This is a genomic window from Streptomyces sp. AB3(2024) (assembly GCF_041862025.1).
Classification (GTDB): domain Bacteria; phylum Actinomycetota; class Actinomycetes; order Streptomycetales; family Streptomycetaceae; genus Streptomyces.
Genome location: NZ_JBGWAB010000080.1, coordinates 1 through 14,090 on the forward strand (window position 1 = coordinate 1; position 14,090 = coordinate 14,090).

At 73.8% G+C, this 14,090-nt stretch carries 12 protein-coding genes and 1 pseudogene; 6 read left to right on the top strand and 7 right to left on the bottom strand.

Going from position 1 to position 14,090, the window contains the following annotated elements; genetic code table 11:
• Window positions 1–232: 232 nt before the first annotated feature.
• Window positions 233–448 carry a dodecin gene (locus tag ACEPPI_RS26450; protein ID WP_373917789.1) on the bottom strand — a complete coding sequence of 72 codons (216 nt, stop codon included), beginning with the start codon at window positions 446–448 and terminating at the stop codon, window positions 233–235.
• 173 nt (window positions 449–621) lie between these two features.
• Here ACEPPI_RS26450 and ACEPPI_RS26455 point away from each other — a divergent pair, with 173 nt between their 5' ends.
• From ACEPPI_RS26455 to ACEPPI_RS26465, 3 genes and pseudogenes are all read left to right on the top strand, one after another.
• Window positions 622–1,887, top strand: coding sequence for an extracellular solute-binding protein (locus ACEPPI_RS26455; RefSeq protein ID WP_373917790.1), 1,266 nt, complete (start codon window positions 622–624; stop codon window positions 1,885–1,887).
• A gap of 156 nt (window positions 1,888–2,043) precedes the next feature.
• Window positions 2,044–2,862 carry a GNAT family N-acetyltransferase gene (locus ACEPPI_RS26460; RefSeq protein ID WP_373917759.1) on the top strand — a complete coding sequence of 273 codons (819 nt, stop codon included), beginning with the start codon at window positions 2,044–2,046 and terminating at the stop codon, window positions 2,860–2,862.
• A gap of 146 nt (window positions 2,863–3,008) precedes the next feature.
• Window positions 3,009–3,386: pseudogene (locus ACEPPI_RS26465) on the top strand (lysophospholipid acyltransferase family protein); the annotation flags it as partial.
• Window positions 3,387–3,784: 398 nt separating this feature from the next.
• On the opposite strand, the gene egtD reads toward ACEPPI_RS26465, so the two are convergent.
• Genes egtD through egtA form a run of 4 tightly spaced genes read right to left on the bottom strand, consistent with a single transcriptional unit; the run spans window position 3,785 to window position 8,161 of the window.
• Complete coding sequence (gene egtD, locus ACEPPI_RS26470) at window positions 3,785–4,756, bottom strand: L-histidine N(alpha)-methyltransferase (RefSeq protein WP_373917791.1); 972 nt, start codon at window positions 4,754–4,756, stop codon at window positions 3,785–3,787.
• A gap of 11 nt (window positions 4,757–4,767) precedes the next feature.
• Window positions 4,768–5,526: an ergothioneine biosynthesis protein EgtC gene (gene egtC, locus ACEPPI_RS26475; RefSeq protein WP_373917760.1), complete on the bottom strand. Its 759-nt coding sequence runs from the start codon at window positions 5,524–5,526 to the stop codon at window positions 4,768–4,770.
• Window positions 5,526–6,848, bottom strand: coding sequence for an ergothioneine biosynthesis protein EgtB (egtB, locus tag ACEPPI_RS26480; protein WP_373917761.1), 1,323 nt, complete (start codon window positions 6,846–6,848; stop codon window positions 5,526–5,528). The genes egtC and egtB overlap by 1 nt, the downstream gene beginning before the upstream one ends.
• On the bottom strand, window positions 6,845–8,161 hold the full coding sequence (gene egtA / locus ACEPPI_RS26485) for an ergothioneine biosynthesis glutamate--cysteine ligase EgtA (protein WP_373917762.1): 1,317 nt from the start codon (window positions 8,159–8,161) through the stop codon (window positions 6,845–6,847). The genes egtB and egtA overlap by 4 nt, the downstream gene beginning before the upstream one ends.
• A 107-nt stretch (window positions 8,162–8,268) precedes the next feature.
• Here egtA and ACEPPI_RS26490 point away from each other — a divergent pair, with 107 nt between their 5' ends.
• Window positions 8,269–9,081, top strand: a complete 813-nt coding sequence (locus tag ACEPPI_RS26490; RefSeq protein WP_373917763.1) for a TIGR02452 family protein — start codon at window positions 8,269–8,271, stop codon at window positions 9,079–9,081.
• A 173-nt stretch (window positions 9,082–9,254) separates the two neighbouring features.
• Here the strand turns inward: ACEPPI_RS26490 and ACEPPI_RS26495 are convergent, their stop codons facing one another.
• Window positions 9,255–9,719 (bottom strand): type II toxin-antitoxin system PemK/MazF family toxin, encoded by a 465-nt coding sequence (locus ACEPPI_RS26495; protein ID WP_373917765.1) that lies wholly within the window; start codon window positions 9,717–9,719, stop codon window positions 9,255–9,257.
• Window positions 9,720–10,076: 357 nt separating this feature from the next.
• On the opposite strand from ACEPPI_RS26495, the gene ACEPPI_RS26500 reads away from it, so the two are divergent.
• Both ACEPPI_RS26500 and ACEPPI_RS26505 read left to right on the top strand, forming a co-directional pair.
• On the top strand, window positions 10,077–10,505 hold the full coding sequence (locus ACEPPI_RS26500) for a hypothetical protein (RefSeq protein WP_373917766.1): 429 nt from the start codon (window positions 10,077–10,079) through the stop codon (window positions 10,503–10,505).
• Window positions 10,506–10,703: 198 nt separating this feature from the next.
• Entirely contained in the window at window positions 10,704–12,197 is a 1,494-nt protein-coding gene (locus ACEPPI_RS26505; RefSeq protein ID WP_373917767.1) for a cellulose binding domain-containing protein, read from the top strand.
• Here ACEPPI_RS26505 and ACEPPI_RS26510 read toward each other — a convergent pair.
• On the bottom strand, window positions 12,181–13,458 hold the full coding sequence (locus tag ACEPPI_RS26510; protein ID WP_373917768.1) for a pyroglutamyl peptidase: 1,278 nt from the start codon (window positions 13,456–13,458) through the stop codon (window positions 12,181–12,183). The genes ACEPPI_RS26505 and ACEPPI_RS26510 overlap by 17 nt on opposite strands.
• Between the last annotated feature and the right edge of the window lie 632 nt (window positions 13,459–14,090).

Sequence of the window (14,090 nt, forward strand, 5' to 3'; positions counted from 1 at the left end):
TTTTTTGTGTTTTGTTTGGTGTTGGTGGGGGGGGGGGGGGGGGCGGGGGGGGGGGGGGGGGGGGGGGGGGGGGGGGGGGGGGGGGGGGGGGGGGGGGGGGGGGGGGGGGCGGGGGCCCCCCCCCCCGCCCCCGGCCCGCCGCGCCCGCGTCGGCGTCGCCCCGGCCCGGTTCGGTCCGCCGCGTCCGCGTCGCCCGCGCGGCCGTTGCCGTCGGCCCGTGATCCCGCGCCCGTCAGTCCTCGCCGTCGAGACGGAAGCCCACCTTCAGCCCTACCTGGTAGTGCGCGATCTGCCCGTTCTCGATGTGCCCGCGCATCTGCGTGACCTCGAACCAGTCCAGGTTCCGGAGGGTCTGGCCCGCGCGGGTCAGACCGTTCCGGATGGCCTGATCGATGCCCTCGTGGGAGGTGCCGACGATCTCGGTCACCCGGTAGGTGTGGTTGGACATGGGGGTCTCCCGCCAGTCGTCGCTGTTGCCTTGTTCCACGGTGCCCCAGTAAGGCCGGGTCCGCGAACTTTGCGTGAACAATCCCGGGTGAAAGGGGGTTGACCCACCCATTGGTCTATGCCAATTTCAAGCCATCTGAGATCCATCCCCAGAAGGTGACCCCCGTGACCCTCGTGAAGATGCGCTTCCTCGCCGTGTGTACGGCCCTCGCGGCGGCTGCCGCACTGACCGGCTGCGGCGGCCAGTCGGCCGGCTCGGGCGGCGGCTCCGAGAAGGTGACCCTCTGGCTGATGAAGGGCAGCGCCTCCGACGACTTCATCGCGAAGTTCACCGCCGACTTCGAGAAGCAGCACCCCGGTATCGACCTCGACGTGAAGATCCAGGAGTGGAAGGGCATCGGCGGCAAGGTCAACGCCGTCCTCGCGGGCAAGGGCGGGGAGAACGCCGACGTCATCGAGGTCGGCAACACCCAGGTCGCCCAGTACGTGGAGACCGGCGGCCTCTCCGAGCTCACCCTGGAGGGCCTGCGCGAATGGGGCAGCAAGGACTGGCTCAAGGGTCTCTCCGACCCCGGAAGCGTCAACGGGGCCCAGTACGGAGTCCCGTGGTACGCCGCCAACCGGGTGGTCATCTACAACAAGGACCTGTTCGCGGGCGCCGGGATCAAGACCCCGCCCAAGACCCGCCAGGAGTGGATCGCCGACACCCAGAAGCTCGACAAGGGCGACCAGCAGGGCATCTACCTGCCCGGCCAGAACTGGTACGTCCTCGCCGGGTTCATCTGGGACGAGGGCGGCGACCTCGCCGTGGAGACCAGCGGCCAGTGGGTCGGCACCCTCGACGACGCGAAGGCCCTCGCCGGAATGGACTTCTACAAGCAGCTCCAGGGCCTCGGCGACGGCCCCAAGGGCGCCGACGAGGAGACGCCCCCGCAGTCCGAGGTCTTCGCCCGCGGCCAGGTCGCCCAGATCATCGCCCCGCCCGGGCAGGCCGCCCAGATCGAGGCCGCCAACCCCGCCCTCAAGGGCAAGCTCGGCTTCTTCCCCATACCCGGCAAGACGCCCGAGAAGCCCGGTGCCGTCTTCACCGGCGGCTCCGACCTGATCATCCCGGAGAAGGCGCGGCAGCGCGCCCACGCCGTCGACCTGATCACGGCGCTGGTCAGCGAGAAGTGGCAGACCGAACTCGCCCGCACGATGAGCTACGTCCCCAACAAGACCACCCTCGCGCACGTCGTCGCCGGCAACGACGGAGCCGCCGCCATGGCCCCCGGCGCCGCCCAGGGCCGGGCCACCCCCAAGTCCGCCCGCTGGGCCGAGGTGGAGGCCAAGAACCCCATCAAGGCGTACATGACGGCCGTCCTGAACGGACAGGACGCCGCGGCGGCGGCGAAGACGGCCTCGGACACGGTCAGCAGGGTCCTCAGCTCCGACCGCTGACACCCGTACGCCGGAACCCCGGTCCGCTGAGTTCAGCGTCCGCACATCCAAGTGCCGCTGAGCGGTCATGTCGAATCCAGCCGGTCACGGAAGAAGTAAAGGAGCCGGGCCCGCCCACCTGCGGCCCGGCTCCACGTGCCCGGATCAGGAGCAGCCATGACCATCGCACCCCTGTCCCCGTCCCCCCTCGCACCCTCCCCCCTCGTAACCCCCGCACCCTCCCCCCTCGCACCGCCCGCCCAGGCCACCCCCCGGTACGCGGTCCGCCTCGCGCGTGACGAGGACGAGGTGCGCGCCGCCCAGCGCCTGCGCCACCAGGTCTTCGCCGGTGAGCTCGGCGCCCGCCTCGACGGCCCCGAGCCGGGCCTGGACACCGACTCCTTCGACGCCTTCTGCGACCACCTCCTCGTCCTCGACGAGGAGAGCGGGCAGGTCGTCGGCACCTACCGGCTGCTCCCGCCCGAACGCGCCGCCGTCGCCGGCCGCCTCTACTCCGAGGGCGAGTTCGACCTCTCCGCCCTCGCCCCGATCCGCCCCGACCTCGTCGAGGTCGGCCGCTCCTGCGTCCACCCCGACCACCGCAACGGCGCCGTCATCGCCCTGATCTGGGCCGGGCTCGCCCGCTACATGGAGCGCTCCGGCCACAACTGGCTGGCCGGCTGCTGCTCGATCCCGCTGGCCGACGGCGGGGTGCTGGCCGCCGCGACCCGCGAGACCGTCCTGGCCCGCAACCTCGCCCCGCAGGAGTACCGGGTCACCCCCCACCTCCCCTGGAGCCCCGAGGGCGTCACCGTCCCCGGACGCATGGAGCTCCCGCCGCTGCTGCGCGGCTACCTGAGGCTGGGCGCCTGGGTCTGCGGCGAGCCCGCCCTCGACGCCGCGTTCGGCTGCGCCGACCTGTACGTACTGCTCTCCCTGCGCCGGACCAACCCGCGCTACCTGAACCACTTCCTCTCGCTCACCCCGGGCGCATGAGCGTCTGGCTGCCCACGGCGCCCTGTACCCCGCAGGCCTGCGCGGACCACCCGGGACGGGCCGCGGGGATCCCGACGGCGGTGCTCCGGCTCGCCACCGCCCTCGCCCTGTTCCTGCTCGCCGTCCCGTCCGCGGCACCGGTGCGGATGCTCCCCGTCCGCCCCCGCCGCGCCCTGATCAGGGCCTGGTCGGCCGTGCTCCTGCGGGCCCTGGGGATACGGATCACCGTGCACGGCGCCCCCGGCGGGGAAGGGGGCCGCCTGATCGTCGCCAACCACATCTCCTGGCTGGACATCCCGCTGGTCACGGCCGTCCTGCCGTCCCGGATGCTGGCCAAGAGCGAGATCGGGGCCTGGCCGGTGCTCGGCGCCCTCGCCGCCCGGGCGGGGACCCTGTTCATCGAGCGCGACCGGATCCGGGCCCTGCCCGAAACCGTCGCGACCGTCACCCGGGCCCTGCTGGCCGGGGACCGGGTCACCGTCTTTCCCGAGGGCTCCACCTGGTGCGGGCGCGCACAGGGGCCCTTCCGGCGGGCCGCCTTCCAGGCGGCGCTCGACGCGGGGGTTCCCGTACAGCCGGTGCGGCTGCACTACCGGCTGGCTGACGGGGAGGTCGCCGGGGCGCCCGCCTTCGTCGGGGACGACCCGCTGACCGCCTCCCTGTGGCGGATCGCCCGCGCCCGCGGGGTGCGCGCCGAGGTGTGGCTGCTCCCGCGGATCCCGCCGGACCGCCATCCGGACCGGCGGGAACTCGCCGCGGCGGCCCGGCTGGCCGTACTCGACGAAGCCGAGCCGGACCGCGGCCGCGACCGGGAAGGCGACCGGGCGCGGGAGCCGGGCCGCGAGCGGGAGCCGTGGTCGCGGGGCGGGCGGGACCTGCTGGCGGGCGTACCCGCACAGCAGCGCCCCTCACCCGTGCCGCATCAGCCGGCCGAGCCGGTGACCATCCCGTCCGCCACGGACAGGGACAGTGCGAACCGTCCCGCCGAGTCCGTCCACCACTGGGTCAACTCCAGCCCGGCCTCGGCCAGTTCCTTGCGCACCCCCTCCTGACGGAACTTCGCGGAGATCTCCGTCAGGATCTCCTCACCCGCCTCGAACGGCACCACCAGGTCCAGCGCCCGGACCTTCACCGTCACCGCCTCGCGCGCCCTCAGCCGCATCTCGATCCACTCGTGCTCCCGGTTCCACACCGCCACGTGCGCGAAGTCGGCGGTGTGGAAATCCGCCCCCAGCTCCCGGTCGATCACCGCGAGCACGTTCTTGTTGAACTCCGCCGTCACCCCCCGGGCGTCGTCGTACGCCGCCACCAGCACGGCCTCGTCCTTCACCAGGTCCGTGCCCATCAGCAGGGCGTCGCCGGGCGAGAGCATGGCCCGTACGGACGCCAGGAACACCGCCCGCTCGGGCGGCAGCAGGTTCCCGATGGTGCCGCCCAGGAACACCACCAGCCGGGGCCCGGCCGACTCCGGCAGCCGCAGCGGCCGGGTGAAGTCCGCCAGCAGCGCGTGCACCCGCAGCCGCGGATGCTCGGCCAGCAGCGACTCGGCCGCGCCGGTCAGCGCGCTCTCGCTCACGTCCACCGGGACGTACGTCTCCAGTGCGGGCATCGCCTCGATCAGGTGCCGGGTCTTCTCCGAGGAACCCGAACCCAGCTCCACCAGCGTGCGCGCCCCGGACACCGAAGCGATCTCCTGGGCCCGCTCCAGCAGGATCTCCCGCTCGGCACGCGTCGGGTAGTACTCGGGCAGCCGGGTGATCTCCTCGAACAGCTCGCTGCCCCGGGCGTCGTAGAACCACTTCGGCGGCAGCTTCTTGGGGAAGCGGGTCAGTCCGCTCAGCACATCGGTGCGCAGTGCGGCCTCGGCGGCGTTCTCGTCGAGGGTCCGGGTCATCTGGAAGTCGTTCACGGGCTGGTCTCCTTGAGGGGGGTCAGGGTGACCCGGGCGGGGGTGGCGCTCAGCAGGGTCCGGTCGGGCACTTCGCACCAGCGGGGATCGTCGTCGTACGGCTCGGAGGCCACGACCACCCGCCCCGCCGGCGGATCGGAGAGGTACCAGAGGGAATCCCCCCAGGCCGTCGCGGCGATGGCCGCGCCGTCGGTCAAGAGCAGGTTCAGCCGGGAGCCCGGCGCGGCGCCGGCCAGCTCGCGGACCGGCTCCGCCAGGGCCGTGCCCAGGTCGTCGCCCTGCCGCAGCCGGTGCAGCACCAGCGCCCACACCAGCGCCGAATCGGTGCCCGCGGCCAGCTGCAGCAGCTCCCGCGGCGGCAGCGCGGAGGCGGTCTCGGCGACCGAGTCCGGCCAGTCCCGCAGGCTCCCGTTGTGGCTGAACAGCCAGGGCCCCGAGGCGAAGGGTGCGGCGGCCGCCTCCCCGTCCGCCCCGGCGACGGTGGCGTCCCGCACGGCGGCGAGGAAGGCCCCGCTGCGCACCACGCGGGCGAGGTCGGGGAACCCCGGGTCGCCCCAGATCGGCTGGTCCCGCCGGTAGCGGGCCGGTACGGGATCGCCCTCGGCGTACCAGCCCACGCCGAAGCCGTCCGCGTTCACGGTGCCGAACCGCTGCCGGCGCGGCGCCCAGGACTGCCGGACCAGCGAGTGCTCAGGCTCGATGAGCAGCCGCCCCAGGGATATGGGCGGCCCCAGAAAGGCTATGTGACGGCACATCAGACATCCCTCGCCGTGCGGAAGCCGGAGAAGATCTGCCGCCGCACGGGCAGGTCCCAGTTGCGGAAGGTGCCCCGGCAGGCCACCGGGTCCACGGCGAAGGAGCCGCCGCGCAGCACCTTGTGCTCCGGTCCGAAGAACACTTCCGAGTACTCGCGGTACGGGAAGGCGCGGAACCCCGGGTACGGCAGGAAGTCCGAGGCCGTCCACTCCCACACGTCGCCGATCAGCTGGCGCACCCCGAGCGGGGAGGCCCCGGCCGGATGGGCGCCCGCGCGGGACGGGCGCAGGTGGCGCTGGCCCAGGTTGGCGTGCGCGGGGGTCGGGTCGGCGTCGCCCCAGGGGTAGCGGCGGGAGCGGCCGGTGGCGGGGTCGTACCGGGCGGCCTTCTCCCACTCCGCCTCGGTGGGCAGCCGCCGGCCCGCCCAGCGGGCGTACGCGTCCGCCTCGTACCAGCTGACGTGCAGCACCGGCTCGTCCTCGGGCACCGGCTCGGTCACCCCGAACCGGCGACGCAGCCACTGCCCGCCCTCGCGGTGCCAGAACAGCGGGGCCCCGATGCCGTGCGTGCGGATCTGCTCCCAGCCGGCCTCGGCCCACCAGCGGCGCTCCGCGTAGCCGCCGTCGGCCATGAAGGCCTGGAAGGCGCCGCAGGTGACCGGCACCGTGTCGATCCAGAAGGGGGCGGTCTCCCGCGTGTGCGCGGGACGTTCGTTGTCCAGAGCCCAGGGCTCGGCGGAGGTGCCCATGGTGAACGGACCTGCCGGTACCAGGACTTCGGCCGCGACCGGGGGCGGGCCCTGCGGTGGACCGGGGTCGGGCGCGGTCAGTACGGGTGCGCCCGCCCGCAACTGATGGGTGATCAGCATCGTTTCGTCGTGCTGTTGTTCGTGCTGGGCCATCATCCCGAAGACGAAGCCCCCGTCGAGCAGGGGCGTACCCTCCAGCGGGGTGTGCTCCAGCAGGTCGAAGACGCGCCCGCGGACCTCGGCCGTGTACGACCTGGCCGCCTCCGGGCCCAGCAGGGGCAGCTTCGGCCGGTCGGCGCGGGGGTGCCGGAACGCGTCGTACAGCGGGTCGATCTCGGGGTGCATCGACGCGCGGCCGGCCACGTTGCGCAGCAGCCAGAGCTCTTCCTGGTTCCCGATGTGCGCCAGGTCCCAGACCAGCGGGGACATCAGGGGGGAGTGCTGAGCGGTCAGGTCCCGGTCGTCGACGGCGTCGGTCAGCCCGGCCGTCCGGGCGCGGGCCGCGGTCAGGGCGGCGACGGCCCGCTCGCGCAGCCGCCCGGTACCGGTCTCGGGGTGGGTCTCGGTGGTCACGGGCGCTGTCCCTTCCCGGCGGTGTGAAGGAGTTCGTGTTCCCCGGCGTCGTCGGCCGGGCAGCGGCCGCGCCGTACGTACCGATCGGTGAAGGCGTCGACGGTGTCCCGTACGTGCGTGCTCGCCCCGAGCCGGGGCAGTGCCTCGCCCGCCGCCTCGAAACAGGCCGCTGCGGCCGCGCGCAGGTCCCGGTCGGACAGTCCCGCACGGGCGGCGGTCTGCCACAGCGCGTTGCGGGGGGCGCGCGCGCAGCCGTAGGCGTCGGCCAGGGCCTTCACGGCCCGGTAGGCGGTCTCGGCGGCTTCCGGGTCGTCGAAGAGCGCGTGCGTGACGGCCGTGGGCACCAGCCAGCCGTCCTCGCCCGGCTGCGCGTCGATCATCCGCAGCTCCAGGTGGCCGCGGGGCCGGACCGGTGGGAAGAGGGTGGTGAGGTGGTACCCCAGGTCCTCGGCGGTGGGCCGGCGCAGGCCGTGGCGGCTGCCGCCGGTGCGCAGCCAGTCGCGGAACGTGAGCCCGCGCGGCACCGCCCAGGGACCGTCCCCGTACGCCCGTACACACATCACCTCGGTGTCGAGCGCGTGCCGCGTCCAGGCGGCGCGCGGCTCGGCGTCCAGGGGCGGGGCGAGGGAGCGGCGCGTGTCGATGTCGCTCCACACGCCCTGCCGCGCGCACTTCCAGCCCCGGTACGGGCCTTCGTGCGCGGGGGAGTTGGCGAAGGCGGCCACCAGTACGGCGCCCAGCAGGTGCGCGAGCCGCCAGCGCCGGCCGTGCCCGAGCGGGCCGGGCTCCTCGTGGCCCGCGTCCAGGCAGACCTGGACGGAGGTGGAGGAGCGCATCATGGCGCGGCCGGCGGGTCCGGTCCGGTCGAAGTAGACCTCCATGGCCTCGTAGCGCGGGCTGGTCAGCAGGCGGCGCCGCGGTGCGCGCGGATCGAGGCCGAGGCCCCGCAGCACCAGGCCGCGGTCGCCGAGGGCGGCGCGGACGGCGGTCAGGTCGGCCTGGAGGCCGTCCACGCAGTCGGTGAGTGAGGCGGCCGGGGCGGAGCTGAGCTCCAGCTGGCCGCCCGGCTCGGCGGTGAGGCGGGACCGCAGGGGCAGGGCGCGGGCGGCTTCGTGGCCCGCGGTCAGCCGCTCGGGCGGCAGCGGGAGCCACGGCTGCTCGGCGTCGAGCACCAGCCATTCCAGTTCGGCGCCGACCAGCCGGGGCGGGCCGGTCTTGAAACAGATGCCGTGGACCAGGTCCTCGGCGGCCGCCTCGGTGAGCGGCGGGTGGGCAAAGTCCTGCGCGGGGGGAGCGGGTGAGTCCTCGGTCATGACCGGAACCTCGCCTCCTGTCGTCGGCAGTGATGTCACCGGTGCCTACCCGTGCCCGGGGGACAAATGCCTTTGCCGTCCCGGTGGTCCGCACCGAGGATGGCGACGTGAGCAGCAGATTGCGTGAAATCGCGCGGGAGAACGCGTCGATCCTGGCGGCCGGGGGATACCGGACGCGGTCGGGGCGGCGGATCTCCCTCGCCGCCGACCTGGCGGAAGCCAAGGCCGGAACCAGAATATATGGGCCAAACAAGGTCATTCCAGACAGCGAGTCCATCGGTGGTACCGCCGGAACGGTCTTCGAGGTGACGGGGGAGAGCAGCACGGTCGCAGCCCGTCGCCTCGCGGGGCGCGGTCCGGTGGCGGTCCTGAACTTCGCCTCGGCCCGCAATCCCGGGGGCGGGTACGTGCGCGGGGCCAAGGCGCAGGAGGAGGCCCTGTGCCGCGCGTCGGCCCTCTACGAGACCCTCCTGGAGGCCCCGGAGTACTACGAGGTGCACCGCGAGGGGAAGAGCACCTTCTACACCGACCGGGTGATTCACTCGCCCGGAGTGCCTGTCTTCCGCGACGACCGGGGCGAGCTGCTGGAGGTCCCGTTCCGGGCCGGCTTCCTCACCTCTCCGGCCCCGAACGCGGGTACGATCCGCCGCCAGGAGCCGGAGCGGGCCCACGAGATCCCCGGCGCCCTGGCCCGGCGGGCCGAGCGGGTGCTGGAGGTCGCGACCCTGCACGGCTACGGGCGGCTCGTACTGGGGGCGTGGGGGTGCGGGGTGTTCCGCAACGACCCCGCGCAGGTGGCGGAGGCCTTCCGGGGGCTGCTGACCGGCCGCTTCGCGGGAGTGTTCGAGGAGGTCGTGTTCGGGATCCTGGACCGCTCCCCCGAACCCCGCGAGGCCTTCGAACGGGCCTTCCCGGGCTGAGGACGCCTACCCGGCCGTGGTCGCCTTCCCGCGCCGAGGACGCCTTCTCGGGCCCAGGACGCCTTCCCGGGCCCGGGGGCGGCCCGGCCGGACCTCCCCGACGCGGAGCGCGGCGGGCCCGTGCTCCCGGGGCAGCGGGGAGGCCTCGGACCGCGGGTGCGCGGGGTGCCGGGCTACTGCCAGCCGTAGCGCTCCCGCAGGCGGTCGGTCACCAGCCGGAACCGGCCGCGGTCGAGCGCGCACGCCTCGCGGCGCATGCCCGACTCGTGGACCCGCAGCACCCGGTCCAGGTCCACCCAGGACTCCCGCCCCGCGCCGTCCCAGGGTCCCGAGCCGATCGCCACCCACTCGCGGTCGGCGTCGTGCCGCTTGCTGGAGAGCTGGACGGCGAGCAGCGTGTGCCCGCCCGCTTCCCGCGCGACCACGAGCACCGGGCGGTCCTTGCCGCGGCCGTCGTTCTCCTCGAAGGGGACCCAGGTCCACACGATCTCGCCGGGGTCGGGATCCCCGTCGTGGTCGGGGGCGTACTCGGTCCGCACCGGCCCGATGGCATGCGGATCGGCCTCGGCGGTGGCGGTGTCCCCGTCCCGTCCGGGCTGTTCGACGTGACTGTTGCCGTGATGCGAAAGAGCCGTCATCCGGCGCAGGTTACTGGGTTTCGCGGCCCCTGTCGCGCAGCCCGCCCCGGGCCGCGACGTCTCCCGCCGCGACGGCGAAGCCCCTGCTCACAGACCGTGGCGGGCCGGGGCCCTGGCATGATCGAGTGCTCGAACGAGGGGGATCCATGGGCAGGGTGGAAGAGGAGTCGGCGGCCGGCGCGGCGCGGGACGGGGGTGCGGGGGGCGATGGGGGAGTGGCGGGCTCGCTCGCCCGGCGGGTCGCCGACGGTCTCGAACCGAGGACGTGGATCATCGCCTTGGCGGTGCTGGTCGGATGGCACGCCGCGCGCCCGGCCGGGGTCGGGTGGGGCCTTCGCCGGGTTCTTCTGCGGTGTCGTGCCGATGCTGTGGATCCGCTGGGGGCAACGGCGCGGGTACTGGGGCGACCGGCACGTCCGCCGTCGCCAGGACCGGCTGATCGTGCTGCCCGGGGTGGTCGTCTCCGTGGCCGTGTGCGTCGGCGGCCTCCAACCGCTCGGAGCCCCGCGGGAGATGACGGCGCTCGTCGTGGCCATGCTCGCGACGGTCGTCGCGATCCTGGCCGTCACCACCCGGTGGAAGATCAGCGTGCACACGGCGGTCGCCGGCGGGGCCGTCGTCCTGCTGGGGCTCACCTACGGCCCGGGGGCGCTGGCCGGATGCGTCCCGGTCGCCCTCGTCGGCTGGTCCCGGGTCCGGCTCCGCGACCACACCCCCGAGCAGGCGGCCTCCGGCACGGCCCTGGGCGCCGCGGTCGCGGGCCCGGTCTTCCTCGGCCTCGCCTGAACCGGCCCGCCCTGACCATTCGCTTCCGACGTGCGGTGACGTACGTACGGGGGTCCGTTTCCTCATCCCCCTCTTACCGCCACCTTAAGTGGAACCTAAGGTTCGTGGCCGGCGGACGGGAAGGGGGGAATGTCCGATTCCGTGAGGCTAGCGTGCTGCCGCACCCCAACTCCCCGGTATCACAGAGGCAGGCACGCGATGGGCAGCACAGTCGGTCACCGCCGTACGACCAGCGGCAAGGCGAAGATCACGGGCGCGATCGTGGCGGCGGCGGTGATCGGTGGCGTCGCCTTCGCGTTCACCGGGACCGCGCAGGCCACCTCGGTCGGCGCGGTGTACACCACCTCCAGTTCCTGGAGCGGCGGTTACACCGGGCAGTACGTCCTCACCAACAACACGGCCGGGGCCCGCGAGGACTGGACCCTGCAGTTCGACCTGCCCGCCGGCACGAAGATCGACTCCCTGTGGAACGGAACCCACACGGTCGCCGGACAGCGCGTCACCGTGAAGCCCGCGAGCTGGAACCGGACCCTGGCCCCCGGGGCGTCCGTCACCGTCGGTTTCGTCGCGAGCGGGTCCGCCGCCCCCGGCGCTCCGACGGGGTGCCTGATCAACGGGGTGAAGTGCTCCGTCGATCAGGGCGCGACCCCGCAGCCCAGCGGCCGGCCCACGGGCGGCCCCACCGGCGGCCCGACCCCCGCGCCGACGGCTCCGACCCGGACCCCCACGGCGACCCCCACCGCGACCGCGACCCCCACCGCGACCGCGACCCCGACCGTCCCCGCGCCCGCCCCGGGCGCCGGCGCGCGCTTCGCCCCGTACGTCGACACCTCCCTCTACCCGGCCTACGACCTGCTCGACACCGTGGCCCGCACCGGGGTGAAGGAGTTCCACCTCGCCTTCGTCACCTCGGGCGGCGGCTGCTCCCCGCTGTGGGGCGGTGTCACCGATCTGGCGAGCGACAAGGTGGCCGCCCAGATCGGCGCGCTGCGCGCCAAGGGCGGCGACGTCCGCGTGTCCTTCGGCGGCGCCGCCGGGCGCGAACTGGCGCTGAACTGCGCGAGCGCCGACGACCTCGCGGCCGCGTACGGGAAGGTCATCGACCAGTACCGGCTCACCAAGGTCGACTTCGACATCGAGGGCGCCGCCCTGCCGGACACCGCCGCCAACGCGCGCCGCGCCCAGGCCATAGCCCGGCTGCAGAAGTCCCACCCCGGCCTGGACGTGGCGTTCACCCTGCCGGTGATGCCCGAGGGGCTGACCCAGCCGGGCGTGGCACTGCTGGCCGACGCCAGGAAGAACGGCGTGCGGATCGACGCGGTCAACATCATGGCGATGGACTACGGACCGGCGTACGCCGGGGACATGGGCCAGTACGCGATCCAGGCCGCGACGGCGACCCAGGCCCAGCTCAAGGGCGTGCTCGGGCTCTCGGACCAGGCGGCCTGGAAGGCCGTCGCCGTCACCCCGATGATCGGCGTCAACGACGTCGCGACGGAGGTCTTCTCGGTCTCCGACGCGACGCAGCTCGTCGAGTTCGCGGCGTCGAAGGGGATCGGGCGCCTGGCCATGTGGTCGTCGGCCCGCGACAGGCAGTGCGCGGCCGGAGCGGTGAACCACGCCGACGCCACGTGCAGTTCGATCCTTCAGCAGCCCCTCGCCTTCACCAAGGCGTTCAGCGCCCTGCGTTAGAGGCGCGCAGCACCTCCAGCACCTCCTGCGTGATCGCGTCCTCGTTGCGCTCGAACTCGGATCCGGTCAACTGACCCGGGTCGGCGGGCAGTCCGGTGAGCACCGGGGTGTGCAGGTGGCCGCCGGGCAGGTCCGGGCGCAGCTCCAGGCGGAGCCGGTTGGAGCGGTAGGCCACCTCATTGGAGAGGTAGCCGCCGCCTCCGCCCGCCACGGCGCGCGATCCGGGGGTCGGCCCGTCCGCCCGGTCCACCGGGCCCTGTTGACCGGCCGGTATCTCCGTGACGGCGGTGTTCAGGCGTACCGGATGGGGCGCCTGGACGCCGGTCATGGCCCCGGTGGGCAGGCTGGTGCGCAGGAACTCCGCCCCCGGGCCGAGGCCGGGCGCCGTGACGGGGTGCTCGTACGTACCGCCGGAGAGGGCGCCCGCGTTGTCCGGGTACGGGTCCGCCGAACGGGCCCGGCCCGCCCAGGCCTCCAGGGTGAAGATCCCGGGGTAACCCTGGCTGATGCTGGTGATCATGTCGGCGGAGCGCGGGCCGGCCGCCAGCCGCGACCCGTAGGCGCGCTCGACGATGCCCCCGTCGAAGTCGGCGTAGCGGACGGGCAGGACGACGGCCCGGACCTCGGCGGTCGTCCCGTCCGCCAGGGTGATCCGGCGGCCGTTGAGCCGGAGCGCCGCCGAGCCGGAGGGATTGGCCCGGCGCAGTTCGGCGTCCAGACCGAAGGGGTCGAAGCCGCTGACGAAGATCCGCCGTACGCCCGGGGCCGGACGGAACCCGTTGGAGGTGAGCCCGCGCGAGGCGTCCTCGAAACGGGACTTCAGGGCCGCGCGGTCGACGGGGAACTCCGGCTGCCACCGTGCGAGCCGGACGGTCATTGCGAGTCTGGTCCAGTAGAGCGGCCGGTCGTCGCCGGCGGGCAGGTCACCGCCGGTCCGGTGTCCCTGGGCGCGGTTCACGGCGGCCTGCCAGAGCGCCTCGCCCCACGTGTCGAGGAGGCGCTGCGCCTCGGCGGCGTCGCGGGTGGCGCACAGGGCGGCGGGGAAGCGCCGTACGAAGGAGTCGAGTCCGGCCCGCTCCGGGAACGCGGCGGTCCGCGGGTCCGCGAGGCGGGCCTGCTCCGGGTCCGGTGCGGGTGCGGCGGCCGAGGCCGGGGAGTCCCGGCAGGCGGGGGAGGGGTCCGCGTGCGCGGCGGCGGGCGGGAGGACGGCGGTGACGCCGAGGAAGGCGGCGGCGAGGGCCGCGCGGCGTAAGAGCATCATGCGAGGTGACGTTACTCAGGGGCGCGCGGGAGGGGAGGGGGACCCGGCCTTCCCCGGCCACGGTCGCGGTGGCCGGGGAAGGCGGGTCCAGCGGGATCAGGGGCAGCCGTTGGTGATGTTGATCTCGACGACGCCCGCGCCCCGGCCGAAGCTCTGGCCGGGGCGGATCTGGTCGACGTAGCCGCTGGCGTACTTCAGCGAACTCTACAACCGGGTGTCTGCCGTGGCGTTCGGGCTTGGTGTGCCGCGTGAGTACGAACTGCGCAAGCACACCTACGCCGAGCTGAAAGCGTCGGGTCTCGGCGCGCAGGCCGCACAGCACACCATCAAGAAAGTTTGCGACGCCTACAGCGCGTTGAAGGCGAACATCAAGGCGGGAAACCTCGGCAGGCCGGGCAACAGGCGCCGGATCAAGGCCGGGTCGAAGCCGGTCGTCTTCCGCCCCGAAGCGGCGCACCCGTTCGACGACCGGTGTCTGTCGTGGCGGTACGACGCTCAGACCGTCAGTATCTGGACCACCGCAGGACGGCTCAAGAACCTGCGTTTCGTCTGTTCGGCTGACGCGCTCAAGACGCTGCGCGAGCACCGCAAGGGCGAGTCGGACCTGATCGAACGCGATGGTGTGTTCTATC